The organism is Bacteriovorax sp. As-1 (assembly GCF_058446905.1).
Genome location: NZ_CP184341.1, coordinates 2,936,604 through 2,955,002 on the forward strand (window position 1 = coordinate 2,936,604; position 18,399 = coordinate 2,955,002).

At 41.0% G+C, this 18,399-nt stretch carries 18 protein-coding genes; 10 read left to right on the forward strand and 8 right to left on the reverse strand.

The genetic code is table 11. From position 1 onward, the window contains the following. Window positions 1-4: 4 nt before the first annotated feature. The 3 genes from ACN20O_RS14975 to ACN20O_RS14985 form a co-directional block, all read right to left on the reverse strand. Window positions 5-1,264, reverse strand: coding sequence for a DUF1302 family protein (locus tag ACN20O_RS14975; RefSeq protein WP_491634718.1), 1,260 nt, complete (start codon window positions 1,262-1,264; stop codon window positions 5-7). Further along, a complete protein-coding gene (locus ACN20O_RS14980; RefSeq protein ID WP_491634719.1) occupies window positions 1,261-1,980 on the reverse strand; it encodes an outer membrane lipoprotein-sorting protein in 720 nt (239 codons plus the stop codon). Before ACN20O_RS14980 ends, ACN20O_RS14975 begins: the two co-directional genes overlap by 4 nt. Window positions 1,981-2,077: 97 nt before the next feature. Further along, window positions 2,078-2,593, reverse strand: a complete 516-nt coding sequence (locus ACN20O_RS14985; protein ID WP_491634720.1) for a hypothetical protein — start codon at window positions 2,591-2,593, stop codon at window positions 2,078-2,080. A 202-nt stretch (window positions 2,594-2,795) separates the two neighbouring features. On the opposite strand from ACN20O_RS14985, the gene ACN20O_RS14990 reads away from it, so the two are divergent. Further along, window positions 2,796-4,565, forward strand: a complete 1,770-nt coding sequence (locus ACN20O_RS14990) for a HAMP domain-containing methyl-accepting chemotaxis protein (protein ID WP_491634721.1) — start codon at window positions 2,796-2,798, stop codon at window positions 4,563-4,565. 53 nt (window positions 4,566-4,618) lie between these two features. Here the strand turns inward: ACN20O_RS14990 and ACN20O_RS14995 are convergent, their stop codons facing one another. Beyond that, entirely contained in the window at window positions 4,619-6,850 is a 2,232-nt protein-coding gene (locus ACN20O_RS14995) for a monovalent cation:proton antiporter family protein (protein ID WP_491634722.1), read from the reverse strand. Between the two features lie 190 nt (window positions 6,851-7,040). Then, window positions 7,041-7,631, reverse strand: coding sequence for a hypothetical protein (locus ACN20O_RS15000; protein ID WP_491634723.1), 591 nt, complete (start codon window positions 7,629-7,631; stop codon window positions 7,041-7,043). Between the two features lie 69 nt (window positions 7,632-7,700). Between ACN20O_RS15000 and ACN20O_RS15005 the strand changes: the two genes are divergently transcribed. The 5 genes from ACN20O_RS15005 (at window position 7,701) to ACN20O_RS15025 (ending at window position 11,644) form a co-directional block, all read left to right on the forward strand. Next, entirely contained in the window at window positions 7,701-8,483 is a 783-nt protein-coding gene (locus ACN20O_RS15005; RefSeq protein WP_491634724.1) for a trypsin-like serine peptidase, read from the forward strand. A 24-nt stretch (window positions 8,484-8,507) separates the two neighbouring features. Next, entirely contained in the window at window positions 8,508-9,245 is a 738-nt protein-coding gene (locus ACN20O_RS15010; RefSeq protein ID WP_491634725.1) for a DUF3750 domain-containing protein, read from the forward strand. 48 nt (window positions 9,246-9,293) lie between these two features. Beyond that, window positions 9,294-9,518 (forward strand): hypothetical protein, encoded by a 225-nt coding sequence (locus ACN20O_RS15015; protein WP_491634726.1) that lies wholly within the window; start codon window positions 9,294-9,296, stop codon window positions 9,516-9,518. A gap of 150 nt (window positions 9,519-9,668) precedes the next feature. Then, window positions 9,669-10,475: a hypothetical protein gene (locus tag ACN20O_RS15020; RefSeq protein ID WP_491634727.1), complete on the forward strand. Its 807-nt coding sequence runs from the start codon at window positions 9,669-9,671 to the stop codon at window positions 10,473-10,475. Then, window positions 10,475-11,644 carry a hypothetical protein gene (locus ACN20O_RS15025; protein WP_491634728.1) on the forward strand — a complete coding sequence of 390 codons (1,170 nt, stop codon included), beginning with the start codon at window positions 10,475-10,477 and terminating at the stop codon, window positions 11,642-11,644. Before ACN20O_RS15020 ends, ACN20O_RS15025 begins: the two co-directional genes overlap by 1 nt. Window positions 11,645-11,646: 2 nt before the next feature. On the opposite strand, the gene ACN20O_RS15030 is transcribed toward ACN20O_RS15025, so the two are convergent. Further along, a complete protein-coding gene (locus tag ACN20O_RS15030; protein WP_491634729.1) occupies window positions 11,647-12,222 on the reverse strand; it encodes a superoxide dismutase in 576 nt (191 codons plus the stop codon). A gap of 110 nt (window positions 12,223-12,332) precedes the next feature. Between ACN20O_RS15030 and ACN20O_RS15035 the strand changes: the two genes are divergently transcribed. Next, the gene (locus tag ACN20O_RS15035) at window positions 12,333-12,905 is read left to right on the forward strand and encodes a helix-turn-helix domain-containing protein (RefSeq protein ID WP_491634730.1); all 573 of its coding nucleotides are present in this window, start codon (window positions 12,333-12,335) and stop codon (window positions 12,903-12,905) included. Window positions 12,906-12,944: 39 nt separating this feature from the next. On the opposite strand, the gene ACN20O_RS15040 is transcribed toward ACN20O_RS15035, so the two are convergent. After that, a complete protein-coding gene (locus ACN20O_RS15040) occupies window positions 12,945-13,361 on the reverse strand; it encodes a DoxX family protein (RefSeq protein ID WP_491634731.1) in 417 nt (138 codons plus the stop codon). A gap of 69 nt (window positions 13,362-13,430) precedes the next feature. Here ACN20O_RS15040 and arsC point away from each other — a divergent pair, with 69 nt between their 5' ends. The 3 genes from arsC to ACN20O_RS15055 all read left to right on the forward strand — a co-directional run bounded on the left by arsC (window position 13,431) and on the right by ACN20O_RS15055 (window position 16,003). After that, the gene (gene arsC / locus ACN20O_RS15045; RefSeq protein ID WP_491634732.1) at window positions 13,431-13,781 is read left to right on the forward strand and encodes an arsenate reductase (glutaredoxin); all 351 of its coding nucleotides are present in this window, start codon (window positions 13,431-13,433) and stop codon (window positions 13,779-13,781) included. Window positions 13,782-13,956: 175 nt separating this feature from the next. Then, window positions 13,957-15,303 (forward strand): hypothetical protein, encoded by a 1,347-nt coding sequence (locus tag ACN20O_RS15050; RefSeq protein WP_491634733.1) that lies wholly within the window; start codon window positions 13,957-13,959, stop codon window positions 15,301-15,303. Between the two features lie 157 nt (window positions 15,304-15,460). After that, window positions 15,461-16,003, forward strand: a complete 543-nt coding sequence (locus ACN20O_RS15055) for a hypothetical protein (protein WP_491634734.1) — start codon at window positions 15,461-15,463, stop codon at window positions 16,001-16,003. Here the strand turns inward: ACN20O_RS15055 and ACN20O_RS15060 are convergent, their stop codons facing one another. Beyond that, the gene (locus ACN20O_RS15060) at window positions 16,004-18,298 is read right to left on the reverse strand and encodes an HzsA-related protein (protein ID WP_491634735.1); all 2,295 of its coding nucleotides are present in this window, start codon (window positions 18,296-18,298) and stop codon (window positions 16,004-16,006) included. Window positions 18,299-18,399: the final 101 nt, after the last annotated feature.

The window sequence follows — 18,399 nt, forward strand, 5'->3', positions numbered from 1 at the left end:
ATCCTTATAATTGAAAATAATTTTTAATTCCAAAAAAGACATTGCTTGCGTTTTTTATTTTGGCCATCTGAGATTCGTCAGCACCCCAGTAGGTTTCAGCACCAACATTGATGTCTAGCGTGCTGCTAATAGGCCATGACATAAGTCCCTGAACGGCATGGCCGCTTTGAGCAAACTCATGGGTATAAGAAAGATCAATTTTTTTATCTTCACCCAAGTCGTAACTTAACTTAAGTATTGAGTAGCTTTGGTTTTTTTCGCGGAAGGCATCAGGCAGGTCTTCACTTAGTTGTGAAACCGCATAAATCAGGACAGCGGAGAATTTATTGTAAGTAGGAGTGTCCACACTCACTAGTATGTTCATCATGTTTGCAGGCGTACTGGTTAAAGTCATATTAGCGATTGAGTTGATTCTTTTATCTTTGGTGTAAACGACGTCAGTTCTAAAAACAAAATCATCAAAAAGAGTTTTGGCCATTGAAAGACCTGCGGTGCTGACTCGATCGTGACTTTCGGCCACTGTGATTTCATCTAATGTGGCATTAACCAAGTTATAAGTGGCATCGCGGTCCAGATAGTTATAGTAGAAAAGAGAAGTGTCGAAACCTCCAAGACTAATGGAGAATTTCCCACCGTACTCATGCTCTTTAAAAAACTTAGGAGTTTTTTCTTTCCAGGTATCTATTTGTGTTTGTGATAGCAGATTTTTAGTAAAAAGATTCACCGGAAGGTTCTGTGAGAACCTTGGCTCAGGAGAGTAGATCAACTGCATTGAACCGTTATTAAAAAAGTATTTAAAATTCACCAGGAAAAGAGGAAGTCTCGATTCCGAATAATCAGAATAGAAGGTTTCTCTTAAGTCTTTAGGATTGACGATATCGGCGTAGTTAAATCCAAAGGCTTCACCCCAGGCCACTTCCTGATAACCGATTTGAGTGACCCATGATGAGGACTTTAACTTCATGAAGTTTTCGCCCAGGTAAATATCATGAGTGTCTTTTTTATCTCTAGCAGGAGTTGAGGAAAGATCAGAGTAAAGTGAGTTGTATGTCCATCTCAGCTGATTGATGAAAACCAGGTCTGACCCAAAACGAGCTTCCTGTTCAAACTGAGCGCGGTGGCGCTGACCGTTGCTTTCATTGGCATCGGCAGTATAATGGCTTGCTCTCGCTGAGAGATATCCGCGGAGTAAGTATTCACCTTTAGCACTGGCAAGAGCTGGAAGTGAAAGAAGAGTAAGAGTGAGGGGAAGTTTTTTAATCAAAATTCCAACCTGTCCTTATTGAATAAACTCTCATCAAATTTTTCAGGTTTGTGGTCGGAGAAAATTAAAGTCGAAGTCTTGTCTTTTTGTAAGTAATCGCGGATCACCATTTTAGTTGATCTCTCCATTCCCTGGATCATCTTTAAGTCGCCAAACTGAGCGCGCTTAAGTGGCTTTCCAGAAAGTGCAAAGAATGTAGCTTCCATTGGCAGGTAATCTTTCTTACTCACATAATATTCGATGCGTCCATAAGTGACTTTTTTATTTTTTGCTTTAAGCTCTAATTTATAAAATTCAGCATTGCCTCTTTTTTCTGTCGCCAAGAGAGTCGCATCATAGTCTTCAGCATAGTTTGTTCTGGCGATGTCTCCATTAGCAACTTCACCCGTAAGTTTTTGCTCCAAAGAAATGCGCAGAGGTTTTTTGATATTTTGAGTGTAAAGCCAGATATCGTAGTCTTTCATCAGAAGTTTTCTTCCACGGGCGCGTTCTGGTTCTGTTTGTTCAGTAAGTGAAGCGTTTACATCTTTAAAGGCGACTTTATACACTTCTTTTTTTCCATCTTGGTTAGTGATGGTGACGTGAAAGCTGTGAGATGTATTTCCTAGGCCTCTTCTAAGATCGGCCTTTTTTACAATTTCATTGGGATCTATATCCGCTGCAAATACAGTTGCAGTCAGAAAAAAAGACAGAAGAAATCTTCTCGAGAATGACATATAACCACCTTATATAAAGAGATGGTTTTATTTTAATGCAAAATGCAACCTATCAAAAGATGGAAATAATTTAGTGCTGGATTGAAACGCTCGGGAATTAGCGCTTTAAACTGGCCTGGCAAAGCTTTGGATCAAAAGGCAGAGCCAGTGAATGGTGAAAATCAGGGCTATCGATCCCCCAACGGATCTTAAATATGTCAAATACGTTGGTCAGGCTCTCTTCTTTTACTCTTGAAGTGATTAGTGTGTAAGAAGTCAGATTTGTATTAAGTGGAAGGTGGAACTGGGCTTCGCCTCCACATTGCATGATGAGTGGATCTTTATCACTGAAGTCGCATTTTTCAATAGGCCATGAAACCAAAACTTCTTGATCAAGACTTGAAAGCTCTTCTTCAGCTATCTTAATAACAGGCAAAGTAAGTTTCGTGACAACACCTTCATATAAAGGAAAGTCATCAGCGCCCATTAAGTTATTATATCTTAAATAGAGTCTGTCTTTACTACTATAAAATGAGATCGCGACTTTTCCACGGTTGCCTGAACAAAAAGCGCGGTATTCTAATGCATGAGAAGTGTTGATTAGAAATACGAATAATAGCGATAGGAATTTCATTTTAATTCTCTCATGACCGAGATCATATTTTTAATAATTCTTAAAATACATCCATTTCTCAAAATCTTCACACTATAATCTCTAACTAAAGCTTACCTCTAATTTATTTAAGCTTAGCTTCATTTTTTATTTCAATATTAAATTCTATTATTTTATTCCGAAGTTAATCACGTTCTTGGAGTTTTTTAAAAGGATGGAAAAAATGAAGAAGTGGAGTTTGAGTCGAAAAATTTATTTTGTCATTTTGATTATGGCCTTAGGACTTTGTTCAGTTTCTGTTATTGGAATTTATCAAATGGGCAATATCAACAATATCCTTGAGACAATCACTCAGGATCGTGTTGCAAACTTAGTGCGCACTCATAAAATCATGAGTCATTTTTATATTCAGATTATTAATGAAAGAAATTACGTTCTTCATGAAACTGTGGAAGCTAGAGAAACTAATAAAGGGCATATCACTAAAAGAAATGTCCAAATGAAAGAGATGATTGAAGCCCGAGCCAAGGTTTCTAGTCCGGAAGGTCTTAAAGACTTAATGGAATTTAAAGATGTCTATGCGAAATGGACAGAATTCAATTCTCAAATTCAGGAATTGGCCGACAATGGAAAAAGTAAGGAAGCAGCTGCACTTATCAGTGAAACTGGAAGAAAACTTCGTCTTGAAGGTGAAGACATATTAAAGCGCATGAATGACCGTGACACTAAAAGAATGGATGATGAAACTCTTTTGGCAAATAAGGCCTATTCGGAAGCTAAGTATATGGTTATTGTCGCCAGTATTGCGGCCCTTATTCTTGGAATGACTCTCGCCGTTATGACCCTTAAGTCAGTGACAAAGACCATTGATGAAGTCATCAGCAGCCTTTCTGAAAATTCAAGTCAGGTAACTGCTGCTGCAGGACAAATTGCCGCTTCTTCTGAAGAGCTTTCACAGTCCGTGACAGAACAAGCAGCATCTCTGGAAGAAACGGCAGCGTCGATTGAAGAAATGAGCTCAATGGTACAAAAAAATGCCAGCAATGCCCAGGAAGCAACAGATCTTGCTAATGGTAGCAGAGACAATGCAAATAAAGGGCAGCAGGTTGTTGTGAATATGATTCACGCAATTGATGATATCAATACCAGCAACAAAAATATCATGTTACAGATTAACGAAAGTAATCAGCAGATTTCTGAAATTGTAAACGTGATTAATGAAATCGCCACAAAAACAAAAGTTATTAATGATATCGTTTTCCAGACAAAACTTCTTTCTTTCAACGCTTCAGTGGAAGCGGCCAGAGCTGGAGAGCAAGGAAAGGGGTTTGCTGTTGTCGCTGAAGAGGTTGGAAGTTTGGCTCAGATGAGTGGAAATGCTGCTGATGAAATTTCAGTTTTATTAGATAACAGCATTCATAAAGTTGATAGCATTGTCAGAAGCACTCAGGAAAAAGTAGAAGTTTTGATTAAAGAAGGATCTATCAAAGTAGAAACAGGAACACGCATCGCTAAAGAATGTGGTGATGTCCTGGAAGAGATTGTTGATAATACGGCGAAAGTAACAAAGATGACGGTTGAGATCTCTACTGCTTGCCAGGAGCAGTCAATGGGAGTTCAGGAAATCACTCGTGCAATGAACCAGCTTGATCAGGTGACTCAGACGAACACAGCGAGCTCTGAAGAAGCGGCAAGTGCAGCTGAGCAATTGTCAGCTCAGGCCACCTCTCTAAAAAATGTCGTTGACTTGTTAATTGTGACAATTAAGGGGGGAGCCTCTACTCAGGTCGGAAGTTCTCTTCCGGTTAAGTCTCATGTCTCGAACTATGAATCAAATGTAGTGAGTATTAAAACATCACCGAAAAAACCGACGTCACCAAAAACAGTTCACATAAAACCGGCAACGAAAACCATGGCCCCTGCGGCGAAAAAAGTTGTTGGTAGAGGCCCCGCGATTCCATCAGGTAACGATCCGCGCTTTGAAGAAGTTTAAGAGCGCGCCCTACGACAAAACCTTCTCCTCTCATCCAGGAGAAGGTTCTTTTTTTAGCTTTTTAAATTTTGATTTACACGTTTGATATCGGCCACAACCCACAGAAGATCTCCTGCTTTTAAGATCATTCCTGAGTCTGGATTAAGAAAGCGTTTGCCATCTCTCTCAACACCGACAATGAGGCCTTCAATTTTTTCTCTCAGGCCACATTCGCGGATCGACTTTTCAATGTATGTCGAGTGTTTGGATAGAGTAAAGCTCTCCAGTCCATAACTAGCGTGCTCAGGGGCTTCTGCATGAAAATCTTCAGCTTCAATCACTCGTTTAGCCTCTGTGAGCTCAGTGTCTGTTCCGATCAGGAAAACTTTGTCAAAAGGCATAAGAAGTGTGTCTCTTCCAGGGGCCATAATTTTTCTGTGGCCTCTTTCAATTAAAGCGATAGTGACACCAAATTTTTCTTTAAGCTCTGATTCCTGGAGAGTTTTACCGATAATAATTGAATTAGGTGAGACCACGAATTCCGACATGACCGCATCCCAAGGTGCTAGTACTGGCTTCGTTTTTTGCAGGGCCAGCTCTTCACGTTCTTTTTCATTTAAGTTGTACATGAAACGTTCTTCAATAGAGTGGTAGAAAGGTTCAATGAAATTTCTAAAGACAATCGCTGCTCCTACAATGATCAGGAAAGCAAAAAGGTATGAAGTGTGCATTGTCGTAAAACGGCTGATGAGTCCCAATACTAAAATGATTCCTAAAATCACACGGGTAATGGTTACACCAACCAGAAGATTTCTTAGCTTGGCCACATCTGTTGAGCTGCTTAGGGAAGACTGTGCAGGAGCCCCGAAGATAATCGCCCATAAAAAAGGAGCGGAAAGAATAATGGCAATGATGGCCCCAATACCAGGAATATCTCGCGAGTATGTGGTTAAATCAAAAACGTAGTTAAGAATAATCTGCTCTGTGAAAAGAGCAATACCTACAACGATCGTCACGTTTAGAAGAATGCGAATCCCATAGGCGCGCCAAAGAAGACCGTAAACTCCCACTTCACTTTTGTGAGCAAAGGTCGTCTCGTAATGAGTGAGCTGGTCTTTAAGGCCTTGAGGCAAGCGAGCGCTGATCATTTCATAAAGAGCATTTGAATTCTTGATTAAGTAGGGGGTTGTAAAAGTGGTGATCGCTGAAACGGCAACTGCAATAGGGTAAAGAAATTCACTGGTCACTTTGAGTGTCAGACCAAGCGTTGCAATGATAAAAGAAAATTCCCCGATCTGCGCCAAGCTCAGGCCGGCGTGCATTGAAGTCTTAAGCGATTGCCCTGAAAGAAGTGCGCCTGCAGTTGTACTTAAAATTTTTCCGATAATCGTAACAATTGTGATCAGTAAAATGATATCTGCATATTGGTAGAGAGAGTTCGGGTTGATCATCATACCGACAGAAACGAAGAAGACGGCAGAAAAAAGATCTTTGATTGGATTGATCAGATGTTCAATATTTTTTCCTTCTTTAGTCTCCGCTAAAATTGACCCCATGATAAAGGCCCCTAGGGGAGCAGAGAAGCCCACGTTTGTCGCTACGATAACCATAGTTAAACAAAGGGCGAGGGCAAGAACGACTGTTGTTTCCGGAGTTAAAAGTTTTCTGATGGCATTGAGCAGATTCGGGATAACGTAAATCCCGACCAGAAACCACAATGTTAAAAAGAAGCCGAGTTTGAAAGTCGCCGTGGCAAGCTCTGAGCCAGAAAGAGTGTTAGAGACTGCGACCGTAGTAAGTAAAACGAGAAGCAAAATGGCAATCAAGTCTTCTACAATCAGAATCCCGAAAACCAGTGAAACGAATTTTTTTCCTTTAAGTCCCAATTCATCAAAGGCGCGCACGATAATGGTGGTTGAAGAAATTGAGAGAACTCCACCGAGGTAGAGACTGTCGATACTGTTCCAGCCGATCATCTTTCCGGTTAAGAAACCAATTCCCAACATAAAGGCCGCTTCAACAAAGGCGGTGATTCCCGCACTCTTTCCTACGCGTGAGAGTTTTTTAAAGCTGAATTCAAGCCCCAGACCAAAGAGCAGGAAGATAACCCCAATCTCGGCCCAGATGTGGACTGATTGAGTATCCTGAACGTGGATAAAGAAGGGGAAGTTTGGTCCCAGAAAAAAGCCGGCGATTAAATACCCCAGCACAACTGGTTGGCGGAGGCGTTTAAATAATAGGGTAACGAATGCAGCAGTAATGAGGATAAAACCGAGGTCGCGAATCAGATCAGGTAAGTGGGTCATAGGTGTCTTGGTTAAAGATGAATAATAACGAAAATTCTCAATAAAAACGCTACATGAGACAGGCGTTTTTTTCAATACCTAGTGAGTTGAAAAAGGGGATATTAAATGCGTCAGAAGGTCGATAAAAAGAATAGGTGAAAAAAAGCTGATGAAGATAAGAAAAAACGTATCTTCATCAGATGAGTAAGTCTTATCTTTGTGGGCAACGTCCCTGAGCTTTACAGTCCAGTAGTAGGCCTCTTAATGCCATCAATTCTTTGAAATTCAGGCTTAGTTCAAAGTCAAAACCTTGATTTAGTCCACCAGATTGAGAGATGGTGAAGAATTTTTGAATATTTTTAAATTGATCTTTTGAGTAGCGTTTACCATCTTTATCTTCGATGATGATGCTGCGGTTAAGGTAAGTTTGAAAACGAATGCGCTGCTCTTTTGCTTTCTTTAGCGCTCCACTGAAGCTCTTCCAGCATTTGACTTCAGCCACAGCTTCAACTTGATTTGTATTTTTATCAATAACGACAACATCGAGTTCTCCGATTGTTGTTTTTTTATCATCGTAACGGATGCTGTTGACGATGTTGTAGTTAGCTGCAGGATAGATAGATTCAACTTCTCTAACTGCTATTCGCTCACACACCATTCCCTGAGGTTCAAAATCGACTTTGTCGCGGGCCAGGAGATTGAAGTACTCCTCAACACTCTTTGAAGGAGTTGGAGTCTTTGCCTGCACGAGCGAAGTTAATAAAAGAGCACAAAAAAGTGTAGATTTAATTAAGATTTTCATAGGTTAGGCTTCTAGCGAAATTACATACCACTTGGCAATTAAATTCTTTTCCCTTAATAGAAATCTAACATGTTAATGACAATTTTATTGGCCTTTTATTTAGTTCGAGGCAGTGCTCAGGAAGTGGGTGCACCAGTGATGGATATTAGAAATATCCACGGTAAATACGCGCGCACTCCAGTGCTAAAACTCACTGACTTTAGAAATAAAGTGATTGGACTCATCCATGATGAAAAAACCAAAGCGACTTGCACAGGTGTCTTAATTGGCCCTCGCCATGTGCTCACTGCCGCTCACTGTGTTTACAATTTTAAAACGAAAGAGTGGAGTGAAGGACTTCTTTTTACGGCGGGAAAACTTTCTAAAAATGATCAGGGGCTTGCCTCATCAACTTACCAGCGCTTTTTTATTCAGAAAGAATATATTGAAACCATGAAAGAGGAATTCGACTTTGCATTGGTTGAGTTAGAAGAAAATCTGGGCGATAAAATTGGCTGGGCCGGTTTTAGATCTCTGACTAAAGAAGAAATGATTGAAGGAATAACAGCACCGATTACTTTTGCCGGTTATCCAGGTGATAAAGATTTTGGCACTCAATGGAGCGTGACTTGTCCTGGAGTTGTCGCTGGAAATCTTCTTAGCTACTTCTGTGATTCATATGGTGGAATGTCCGGGAGTGCACTCTTTAGACAAAACGATTCACAAAACTATGTCATTGGAGTTCACACTTTTGGTGGCCCGGAAAAAAATGGTGGTGTGTACATCAATTCCAAGAATTACACTCTGATTAATGCCTGGAAAAATTTTGACCGTTACTCTGACAATACTGTTGTTCATTCTTTTGCCAAATGAAAAACATTCTGATTTGATAGTGAAATGAAAAGCATAAACTTGATGTTGTTTCTTACATTTTCTCTGACGTTTTTTTCATGTGCTCAAACGACAGACTGGAGAACGGCGACAAAAGAAAGTGCCAAGATCGCTCCACTTCCTGGTGTTGAAAAAGAGGCCGTCGTTCAAATTTACGCTGCTAAAACAGTAAGCTGGCGCGGATATTTTAGTGTGCACAGTTGGGTTGTCACCAAAGAAAAAAATGCACCTGAATACACAACTTATCATGTGATTGGCTGGAGGGCCCAGCGCGGTCTTCCGGTTATCAGAGTGGAAAAAGATATTCCTGATCGCCATTGGTTTGGAGCAAGGCCTGAATTGATTGCCAGTTATATTGGGCCAAAAGCAGAGGCCATGATTCCAGCAGTGGAAGCAGCTGTTAAAAGCTATCCCTATGCTAATCAATACCGGGCCTGGCCAGGCCCTAACAGTAACACATTTGTCTCGCACATTATTCGTTCAACTAAAGGAATGACGGTGGAACTTCCTTCCAATGCCATTGGGAAAGACTGGATTTATAAAGGTCAACCACTGGGATGGTCAGAGACAAAAACAGGAATTCAATTTTCTATTGTCGGCGCTCTTGGTTTTACTTTAGGTCTTGGTGAAGGAGTTGAAGTCAACGTGCTTGGACTTTCTTTTGGTTTAGATTTTTTACGTCCAGCTCTCAAACTTCCTTTGGTAGGGAGAGTGGGAATGCATGACAAACCAGTCTTTGATTAATTTAAAAAAATTTTTAAAATTAGAAAATCTTTTTTCGAAGGAGTGGAAATGAAAAGATTACTAAGTTTAGTCATGCTTCTAACTATGCTGGTCTCATGTTCAGCAATTGAAAGTGCGACTGAAAAATGGAAGACACCAGAGGCCCCAAATGCAGGACTTCCAGAAGGTGAGAAATCTAATTACCTGGGGCGAGATGCAGTTCAAGACGACAGAGGTAAACTCCCAACAAAGCCTGCTGCTAAGAAACCGGCCAAAAAAACTGCCAAGCCTTAAGCGACTAAATAAGTAGAATATTAGGGTGTGGAAGAGCAAAGTGACTGTTTTTACGTTATACGTATGGTGATCATCTTTGCTCTACTACCGAAAAATCCCATTCGTCTCTATAATTAATAAGAATTACGGGCCCTAAATCCAGGTTAATTTATGAAGACGTTTTTATTCCTTCTGCCAATGGTTTTGAGTACTGCTTTTGCAGCCCCTCAATCAAAAGTTATCTCCAGAAAGGACCTTGAAAAAATCGAAACTGAAGTACAAAGCAAACTTCAGTCTAGTCTGATTGATGATAAGAAAAAGTTTTTTGTCAATTTACTTGCGGGAAGAGAGTTGTATCAATATCGCTTCTACGACAAATCAAAAAAGTATTACCAGGATGCGATTAATTTAAACGTTAAAGAAAATAAAGCGGAAGCTTATATTAATCTGATCGCGATTGCTTTGAATGGCAAAGATCAGGCGGAGCTTAAGTCCGGGTATGAAGCTGCTCAAAAATACTTTGCAGACAACAATAAATACAAAACACAAGACATTGAATACTACCTGAGCGCTATTGAAAAAAGACTCAGTGGAAAAGGTGAGGTCCCTGGCTTCTATGGTTATTTTGCGGAAGAGAGCAACCTGATTGAATTGATTAAAAATAAAGAATTTGAAAAAGGGCTGAGTGTGATTAACCCGGATGCTCTAAAACAAAGCCAGGACAGTTTTAACATCATTGCTTACGACACACTTAACGTCGCAGTTAATAAAAAGAACGTTAAAGAGCTTTACTGTGCACCTGAATATAAAAAATATCCGAATGCTTACACTTACAGCATTATCCTGTGCGGGCTCTTGAGTGATTATTTAAAACAGGGCAAGTTCGATGAAAAGAAACTAGCTCGTGCTCAAACGTACTTTAAAGAAGAAAACCAGGAGAAAAAATACCTGTTAGAAGCAGTGGAGGGCATTAAATAATGAAGAAGAATATATGCCTGATGCTTTTAATTGTTTTTTTTACTTCGTGTGAATCTCAGCTAGGGACTGCTGTAAGTTCTGCATTCACAAACCTTTTTACCGGAAAAGGTTTTAGTAGTTCAAGTAGTGATGAAATGTATGAAGAGCTCAAAGAAAAAGAAAGAATGAGTAAAGAGACATCTTATATTAGCAGTGGTGGTGCTTGTGTGAGTGGAGCACAAGACGCTCTAGTCATGGTTTTAGACAAGACGGCCAATCAATTCTCAAAGATTAAAGACAAACTTTGTTCATGTAAGGCATGGGGGACTTGTGATAATAAGTCTTGTTCATGTGAAAAACTTTGTCCTGAAGGGTTTGATATTTTGGATCGTGGTGTGGACAACGATGCTCCGGAAAACTCACTTTCTTTTAATAACGGTGATACGGCCTTCTACAAAAAAGATAGTGGGTATACAGGGTATTGCTGGGGGCATGCTGTCGTTACTCAGCGCTTTAACCGTCTGGCGACTTTTAATCCCAATTATAAGAAACCATTTGCCGATGAAGATGAAAAATCTACGCGAATCAAAAACTATCAGTACATCATTGATAAGATCAACAACAATGAGCCTGTTGAGATCATGGGATTTAAAAACTTAAAAGAATTCTCTAGTGATCCCGAAGTAAAAGATCTTCTTCAGGAGTCAGTGAAAAAGAACTGGGGCGAAAACGCCATGAGTATGCAGGGGCTTACAATGGTGACCAGCACTCGCTCTCAAGGTGAAGAGTACTACAGCAAATTATTTGATGATATTGAGTACCGCTTAGGTAAGCACCAGGAGCCGACTATTGTTTTAAATCAGCTTGGAGAGGGATCGACTGCTCATGCTTTCTTAATTAGCGGAAGCGGAGTTGATCAAACCACAGGTGAACGCTACCTGTGCGCTCGTGATAATAATTTCTCCGCTGAAAGAATCTCGAATTGCCAGAAAAAACTTTATTTAACAAAAGAGGGGACCCTCGAGTATCACATCATACCCGGGATGCCCCCAAAAGCGATTGGTAATATGAAGGTGTCTTACACTGAAAACAGCAACACTGTTGAGCAGGTTAAGAATCTAAAAGAGCATTGCTTGGGCCTTAAGGGATGCAGAGGTTCCGTGGGCACTGAATACTCAAACGGCTATTAGTCTTACAGATTTTTGTTAGCAAAATCCCAATTCACTAACGCCCAAAATGCATTGATAAATTTTGGGCGCTCATTTCGATAATCAATGTAATAAGCATGTTCCCAAATATCTACAGTGATTAAAGGTTTGTGACCTGTTGTGATTGGAGTCTGGGCGTTGCTAGTGTTCACAATTTCCAGCTCTCCTGCCTTATTTAAGGCCAGCCAAGTCCATCCTGCACCGAAATTAGAAACCGCAGACTTTGTGAAAGCTTCCTTGAAGGCGTCAAATGATCCCCATTTTTTTGTGATCAGTTCTGCTACTTTTCCAGTAGCTTCACCTCCGCCATTTGGTGAAAGAGAGTTCCAAAAGAATGTGTGATTCCAGATTTGAGCAGCATTATTAAATACCGGCCCTTCAGAACTTAGGATGATTTCTTCGAGAGACATCTTCTCAAATTTTGTTTCTTTGATTAAGTTGTTTAAGTTTGTTACGTAAGCATTGTGGTGCTTGCCGTAATGGTAGTTAAGAGTTTCCTCAGACATGTGAGGGGCAAGTGCTGTTTTTGCATATGGTAGTTCTGGTAGTGTAAATGACATAGATTTCTCCTTGATTAGTCCTAGACCTAATCTAAACCCATATCCTGCCAAACTCAGCCAATTGTTAACTTATTAGATCTTTGCTAAAATAATAACAAGGTGGATATTATATGGACAAAGAGTTTGAGTTACTTTCGCATAATCTGGCACATAACTTACTGGAACTAAGACAGAGGAGAAACCTGACTCAGGAGGCCTTGGCAAAATTAGTGGGACTGCCCCGTTCAACTATTGCGAATCTCGAATCAGGTGTGGGGAATCCTTCACTGACTAATTTGGCCCGTCTCTCGGCCGCTTTGCATATTCCCATCGAAAAACTTCTCACACCTCAAGATATCGTCTGCAAACTCATCCCCGCCGATGAAGTGACAGTGCAAACACGAAGTCAGGGAGCAGTACTCATTTATAAACTTCTTCCTGATGTTCTTCCTAATATGGATATTGACCGCATCGAAATAGAGCCGGGTGGGCAAATGAAAGGAACACCTCATCCATCAGGAACAAAAGAGTATTTTCACTGCATTCAAGGCGAGATGACGGTGAATGTTTTAGGCAACACCTATGTCGTTAAAAAAGGTGATGTGCTGGCCTTTCCGGGAGAAGTGAATCATGTGTATGTCAATAAGGGAAAGGCCTTGGCGATTGGAATGAGTGTGGTTGTTTTAACGCCTCTGGGAGCTTAGTTAGAAAAAAGCGGCCCAACGTTCTGGGCCGCACGAAAATTATTTCATAAAATGATCAATAGAAAATTTGCCTGCTCCACGAGTAGCGAAGATCAGCGAAATCCCAAAGTATAAAAGAGAGAGTTCTTTTACATCCCATGGATCAGCAAGGTGAACACCAAAGACCGCAACCAACATCGTAAAGGCCATAAAAAGTGCAGCAGGTCTGGTCATAAATCCGACAGCTAAGAAAATTCCACCGATAAGTTCAGCAAGGGCCGCTGCCCAGGCAAAAAGAACAGGCATCGGGAATCCTAAAGATTGTACACCGCCAATGAGTTTATCACTTGGAGGGATTTTTCCAAAACCATGTAACGAGGCCATTAAAAGTCCGGCGATCACTCTAAGGACAAGTAGCGACGTTTCATTTAAGAGCGAACTCTCTGGTGTTGTTTTGAATAACAATTTTTTGATCATCAATGTCTCCTGTGGAATTTTTTGTAAAATGCTTTTAAAATAGGCTAACAGCAAAAAGGAAAATTACCAATGAAAAAGGCCATCTTAATTCACAATCCACGTTGCTCAAAATCCAGAGGAGCAAAAGAAATCTTAGAAGAGCAAGGTATAGAGTTTGATACTATAGATTATTTAAAAGATGGATTGAAAGAAAAACTTCTTTCGCATTTACCAAGTCTCTTGGGCCTTACTTATAAAGAGATGGTGAGAGAAAAAGAAGATGTTTATAAAGAGCTTGGTCTCTCAAATAAAAATCCTTCTGATAAAGAATGGATTGATATTTTAATAAAACATCCCATTTTAATTGAGCGACCGATCTTTATTTATAATGAGAGAGCTGTGATCGCCAGGCCTTCTGAGTTGGTGACGTCGATTCTCTAAACGCCTTACTCGCTCTGGTGTCGCTCTGGCACTAGGGCCAATACAACATTCTGAGATTTATCTTGCTACTATAAATATTTGTTTACTTGACGCGAGTCAAACGCTGAACAAAAATGGCATACCAATTGCCTCTACTACTCTTGTTAAAAATCCAAAGTAGTCAAAGGGGGACGAAATGATATCAACAGCACGCACGCTGCTTGTGATGATTATGATGCTGGTTATGAGCATCGCTCACGCAGAAACTTCAAAGACAATTAATTTCGAAAACCAAAGAGAAGAAATCTTCGATTTGGAAAACTGGTTGAAGGAAACTCGTTACAAGACAGAAACAGTGGATTCAACTTGCTATCGCAGTGAGGCCTATACTGAGTATGTTTGCCGTGATGTCATTAGATACCGCCAACAATGTGAAACGATTCCAGGACACCAAGAGTGTAGAACTGTTTACGACAGAGTTTGTAGAACAGAAAATCGTTATGAAAATGAATGTAGAACAGTTCCAGGTGAGCAGCAGTGCCGCGTGGTTGTTCGCTACAGACAAGAATGCACAACTTCAGGTGGAGGACAGCAGTGTCACACAGTTCCTGGAGAGGTTCAGTGCCGTATAGTTAACGGAGAGAATCGTTGTACAAAAATCCCACCAAGAGAAGTTTGTGAAACAAGACCAGGGCAACAACAATGTCGTCAGGTTCCTTACGAAGAAAGAGAGTGTTCAACAGGACCTTCTCGCCAGGAATGTCGTCAAGTAAGCCGCCCGCACGAAGTGTGTGAGAACCGCTCTCGTCAACAGTGTGACTGGGTACCAGCTGAACAACTATGTCGTCAGGTTCCATACACAGAAAACGTTTGTGGAAATGAAACTCTATACAGACAAGTTCCATTCGCTTGTAAAAAAGACGTTCAGGTTCCATACGAATTGACTCTAAAAACTCACCAGGCAAACGTACAGGTTCTTTTTGATGCTAAAGGAGCAGACCTTGCTTCTCAGTACACAGTTAACCTAAGCACAAAAGGGGATCTGGAAATTATTGGTAAAGAAATTGCCGGATCAAAAGCAGTGGCCTTCGTTAAAAGAGATGTAAAAAATGAAGCACAAGCTGACCTAAACTCTATCAAGGCAGTTTATAAAGTTGCTCTTTATGACAAAGCAGACCTTTTCTCAGTTAATGAAAAAGGGATCTCTAACGTTGATCTTGGAAAGCGCTCTCTATCGTTTGTTGTAAACGGGAAATTCGATCAGGCCAGATCAACTCTAGCGGTGAAGATTGCTAAGAAAGACGATGTGAAGTTTGAGAAAGTCCTAAAGGCGTCTCAGTTCAAAGCGAAGTTTGATGGATCTGTGACAAAAATCGACATCGATCTTGAAAGCCTTGGAGCTCCAAAGTTAGGTGGACTATTTAATAAAAAACACCAAGTCACTCTTAAGTTAAAAATGGATTATAGTGATGTTGGAGAGGTTCTTCTTCCTAAGTTAGGTGAGCTATCTGTCGGCACAAGTGTCGAAGCAGAAGCTGACTAAAAAAGAGACATCTCTTTCCTTGTATAAGAAGGGTCCGCTTGCGGGCCCTTTTTTTATCCCGGCAGAGTCTCCATTTAGACTAATTCGAAGAATAGTTTGGTATGTGTTATAAAAATTTTGCAACAGAAAAGAACTATATGATAAATAATCTCTCAAGATGTTTTTCACTCACGCCGAATGTGTGGCCATGGAAAACAATCTCGCAAAATTCTTGGCCGGAACATTAGAATTTCAAAATAGTTCGATAGTCAAAGTAAGGCTTGGGCTCAAAAAGGTCCACGAGCTGCACTTCCTGGCCATTAACCTGGGAAAGAAGTGCGATTCTCTGGCGAAAAATATTAGCTATACAAAAGACCGAGAGGTTGGAGTAGACCACTTTTGCTTCCAATTGGATTCGGTCAATGCTTCAATCATTAACATCCAGGAAAAGCTTAAAGGGCATGAGTCAGAGATGCATAAGTACATCGAGGCCTTCCAGCCCTATAAAGTTAAGATTGAAGCGTTTATTGCGGCCGAAGCGGCAACTCCTTCAGTTTTGATGATGAGTGTCCGCAAGAAAAACGAAGAATTTACAAACTTAAGTCAAGACTATCTGGCCATCATAAAATCTTCTTATCACGAACTGAATATGGCCCAGGCCTTGGTCGAGCAGATTAAGAACAAAGAGAATATCTCCCTTCGAAAAAGAATGTACGGCTGATTATTTAAGTGACTTCCAGTTGCGGATCAGGTTTCTGAGGGCCTCAGGTTTATTTTTTGGTTCAGGAAGTTTGTTGAGAGTGCTTGAGTTGATCCCGTGGCAAGAAGCGCACGTTCTGATTTCCCCAGGAGCAAAACTTACCCAAACGCGTTCACGCACAACGGGTTTTCCATTTGGATCAACCAGTTGCCATGAAAGGGCCCTTCCTGCAGGAACAAAAGCGGCCATTGATCCATCCAAGCCCAGTTCCACTTTTCCTTTACCTGTATAAAATTTTTCAATGTCTGGGTGGTGCTCGTTGTTTCTCACCGGGCGCGAGTAGACTCTGCGACCATCTTGTTTTTCATAACTACGAGTCAGCTCACCTTGAAAGATTTGAAGCTTGGAGATATCGTAAATTTTTCCTTGAGAAGGAATATTCTCTACACCGCCAGGAACTCGCAGGTTAAACGGTTGACTGGCATCGGCCTTGTCTCTCATTGTGACATTTCGAGAAACAATTAAGGCCAGTTTTTTTTCTTTAAGCCAATTTTGTAATTCGACTTCATTAACACCTTCTTCATCGAGCACTGATTTTTCAATCGGGTCGGTGGTCATGAGCGGCGTGCTTGAAGGTCGTGGGCGAGGGCGAACTTCGACTGCGTCAGTTTCGTTGAGTGCTCCTAAATACTCTCTAGGAGTTTCTGCGTCTGTCCACCAGCGCACGTGTTTAATAATTCCTCCCGTCAGTGGATTGCCGGCGATCATGTCGGTATCAAATGGATTCGGAATCATTTTTTTGAGTCTAAAAATAAAACGCGGTCTGGTTGTCCCAGGATCTGTTGAATCATCTTCGTTAAGACGGTACTCATTAGTGTGGCTCACCAGAATACTTCTATCTTCAAGTCTCACGGGATTGCGGTAGTGCCCAGTCATGGTTGGAAGCCTGTCACTCGCTCTTTCCGGAAAGTAATCAAGTGTTGCATTCGTGTAATCTGTCATGATGACATCTTCTGGATTTTTTCCTGGCGGAAGATTGAATTCTACAATGCGGCCTGCGGCTTCGCGACCAAACTCCAGCGCATACGTTCCTAAATAAGTACCGGGGTTGTCCTGATCTTCTTTTAATTGAAAAATCCCCGCGTTGCCGGCAATCGTATCGCGCATTTTTTTATTCACGCCATCTCGAGGCAGAAACTCACTTAAGTTGGGGTCATCCAGAAACACCGGTGGCATATAAGAGCCACCGAACTCATGTCTTCCGGCATGGTTAATCGTCTCTTCATTTGATCCGTCTTCATTAACTTGCCAGATAAAAAACTGGTTAAAGTTATTGATCGATTCATTAGGATCTTTTGTCGGATCTTTTATTGAACGCGCTTCTGGGAAGAGTTCGTAAAGCACTCCACGTTTGTCCGCTAAGTGCTTTCCATTCTCATCGAGTTCGGGAAATTTTGTTCTTACTGCGCCTGAAGTTTCATCTGGAAAATCATAAGCGCGGTAGCTTCCTTTTTCATAGCGGTCAGCATCTGCCTGCTGGTCTCTTTTTAAGTGATCCCATTTGGTAAAGATGATTCTGCCAAAACTATCAAGAGAAAGATCATAAGCTCCGCTTGGTGCATGCTCGATCATTGAAAGTTTTTTGGTCTCCAGATTAATTTTCCAAATTCCCGTGTTGGAAGGAGTCGATTCATACTCATCCAGTTGCGGATAAGTGTGTTTCATGTTGTAGAGGGGAGCATCCGAGACGAAAATGATATCGTCAGTGGCCCCATAAATCGGAGAGAGGTTGTTATACTTAGGAGATTGATAAGGAATTTTTTTGATGACGACTGTGTCTGATTCATTAAGCCCTGAAGCTTCATAAATTTGCCAGCGTCTATCACTTGCTCTATCAAAGCGCTCTTTAGGTCCACCTACCAGCATAGAAAAAAGAATTTTATCTCCACCCCAATGAATGGTTGGCTGACGAACGGCAATCGCTTTGGCCCCTGATTGAATCTCACCTGAGGGAAGTCCAAACCCTGCCTCGGCCGTAAGATTTTTTAAATGCCCGTTAGGGTAACGGATGTAGAGGTCTCCTCCCGGAATGGAGTCGACGATAGAAGTCCCATGATTGCCAAAAGCATTCAAGTGGCCTTTCATGCCTACAACCGGAACATTGGTTACAAAAACGATGGGGTTATTGGTAACCATAATTGGGTAATTTTTTTCTTGAGAGATGATTCCTCTTAAAGAAGCACTGTTGTTGGAATCGGAACATCCGGTTAGAATAAAGAGAAAGAATAAAAAAATAACAGATTTAAGAGCGCTCATCACTCTTGTTTTATAACTTGAATTCCAGCATTTTGAAAAGCCTGGGCGCGCACTGGTTCACCAAGAAAATAAGGATGAGCGATAGATTACTTGAATACTTC

Excerpts from the sequence above, each read along its gene's own strand:
- ACN20O_RS14985 (WP_491634720.1), bottom strand. The coding sequence starts at position 2,593 with ATGAAATTCCTATCGCTATTATTCGTATTTCTAATCAACACTTCTCAT.
- ACN20O_RS14990 (WP_491634721.1), top strand. The coding sequence starts at position 2,796 with ATGAAGAAGTGGAGTTTGAGTCGAAAAATTTATTTTGTCATTTTGATT.
- ACN20O_RS15060 (WP_491634735.1), bottom strand. The coding sequence starts at position 18,298 with ATGAGCGCTCTTAAATCTGTTATTTTTTTATTCTTTCTCTTTATTCTA.
- ACN20O_RS15000 (WP_491634723.1), bottom strand. The coding sequence starts at position 7,631 with ATGAAAATCTTAATTAAATCTACACTTTTTTGTGCTCTTTTATTAACT.
- ACN20O_RS14995 (WP_491634722.1), bottom strand. The coding sequence starts at position 6,850 with ATGACCCACTTACCTGATCTGATTCGCGACCTCGGTTTTATCCTCATT.
- ACN20O_RS15055 (WP_491634734.1), top strand. The coding sequence starts at position 15,461 with ATGTTTTTCACTCACGCCGAATGTGTGGCCATGGAAAACAATCTCGCA.
- ACN20O_RS15015 (WP_491634726.1), top strand. The coding sequence starts at position 9,294 with ATGAAAAGATTACTAAGTTTAGTCATGCTTCTAACTATGCTGGTCTCA.
- ACN20O_RS15050 (WP_491634733.1), top strand. The coding sequence starts at position 13,957 with ATGATATCAACAGCACGCACGCTGCTTGTGATGATTATGATGCTGGTT.
- ACN20O_RS15035 (WP_491634730.1), top strand. The coding sequence starts at position 12,333 with ATGGACAAAGAGTTTGAGTTACTTTCGCATAATCTGGCACATAACTTA.
- ACN20O_RS15005 (WP_491634724.1), top strand. The coding sequence starts at position 7,701 with ATGTTAATGACAATTTTATTGGCCTTTTATTTAGTTCGAGGCAGTGCT.
- arsC (WP_491634732.1), top strand. The coding sequence starts at position 13,431 with ATGAAAAAGGCCATCTTAATTCACAATCCACGTTGCTCAAAATCCAGA.
- ACN20O_RS15025 (WP_491634728.1), top strand. The coding sequence starts at position 10,475 with ATGAAGAAGAATATATGCCTGATGCTTTTAATTGTTTTTTTTACTTCG.
- ACN20O_RS15020 (WP_491634727.1), top strand. The coding sequence starts at position 9,669 with ATGAAGACGTTTTTATTCCTTCTGCCAATGGTTTTGAGTACTGCTTTT.
- ACN20O_RS15030 (WP_491634729.1), bottom strand. The coding sequence starts at position 12,222 with ATGTCATTTACACTACCAGAACTACCATATGCAAAAACAGCACTTGCC.
- ACN20O_RS15040 (WP_491634731.1), bottom strand. The coding sequence starts at position 13,361 with ATGATCAAAAAATTGTTATTCAAAACAACACCAGAGAGTTCGCTCTTA.
- ACN20O_RS15010 (WP_491634725.1), top strand. The coding sequence starts at position 8,508 with ATGAAAAGCATAAACTTGATGTTGTTTCTTACATTTTCTCTGACGTTT.
- ACN20O_RS14980 (WP_491634719.1), bottom strand. The coding sequence starts at position 1,980 with ATGTCATTCTCGAGAAGATTTCTTCTGTCTTTTTTTCTGACTGCAACT.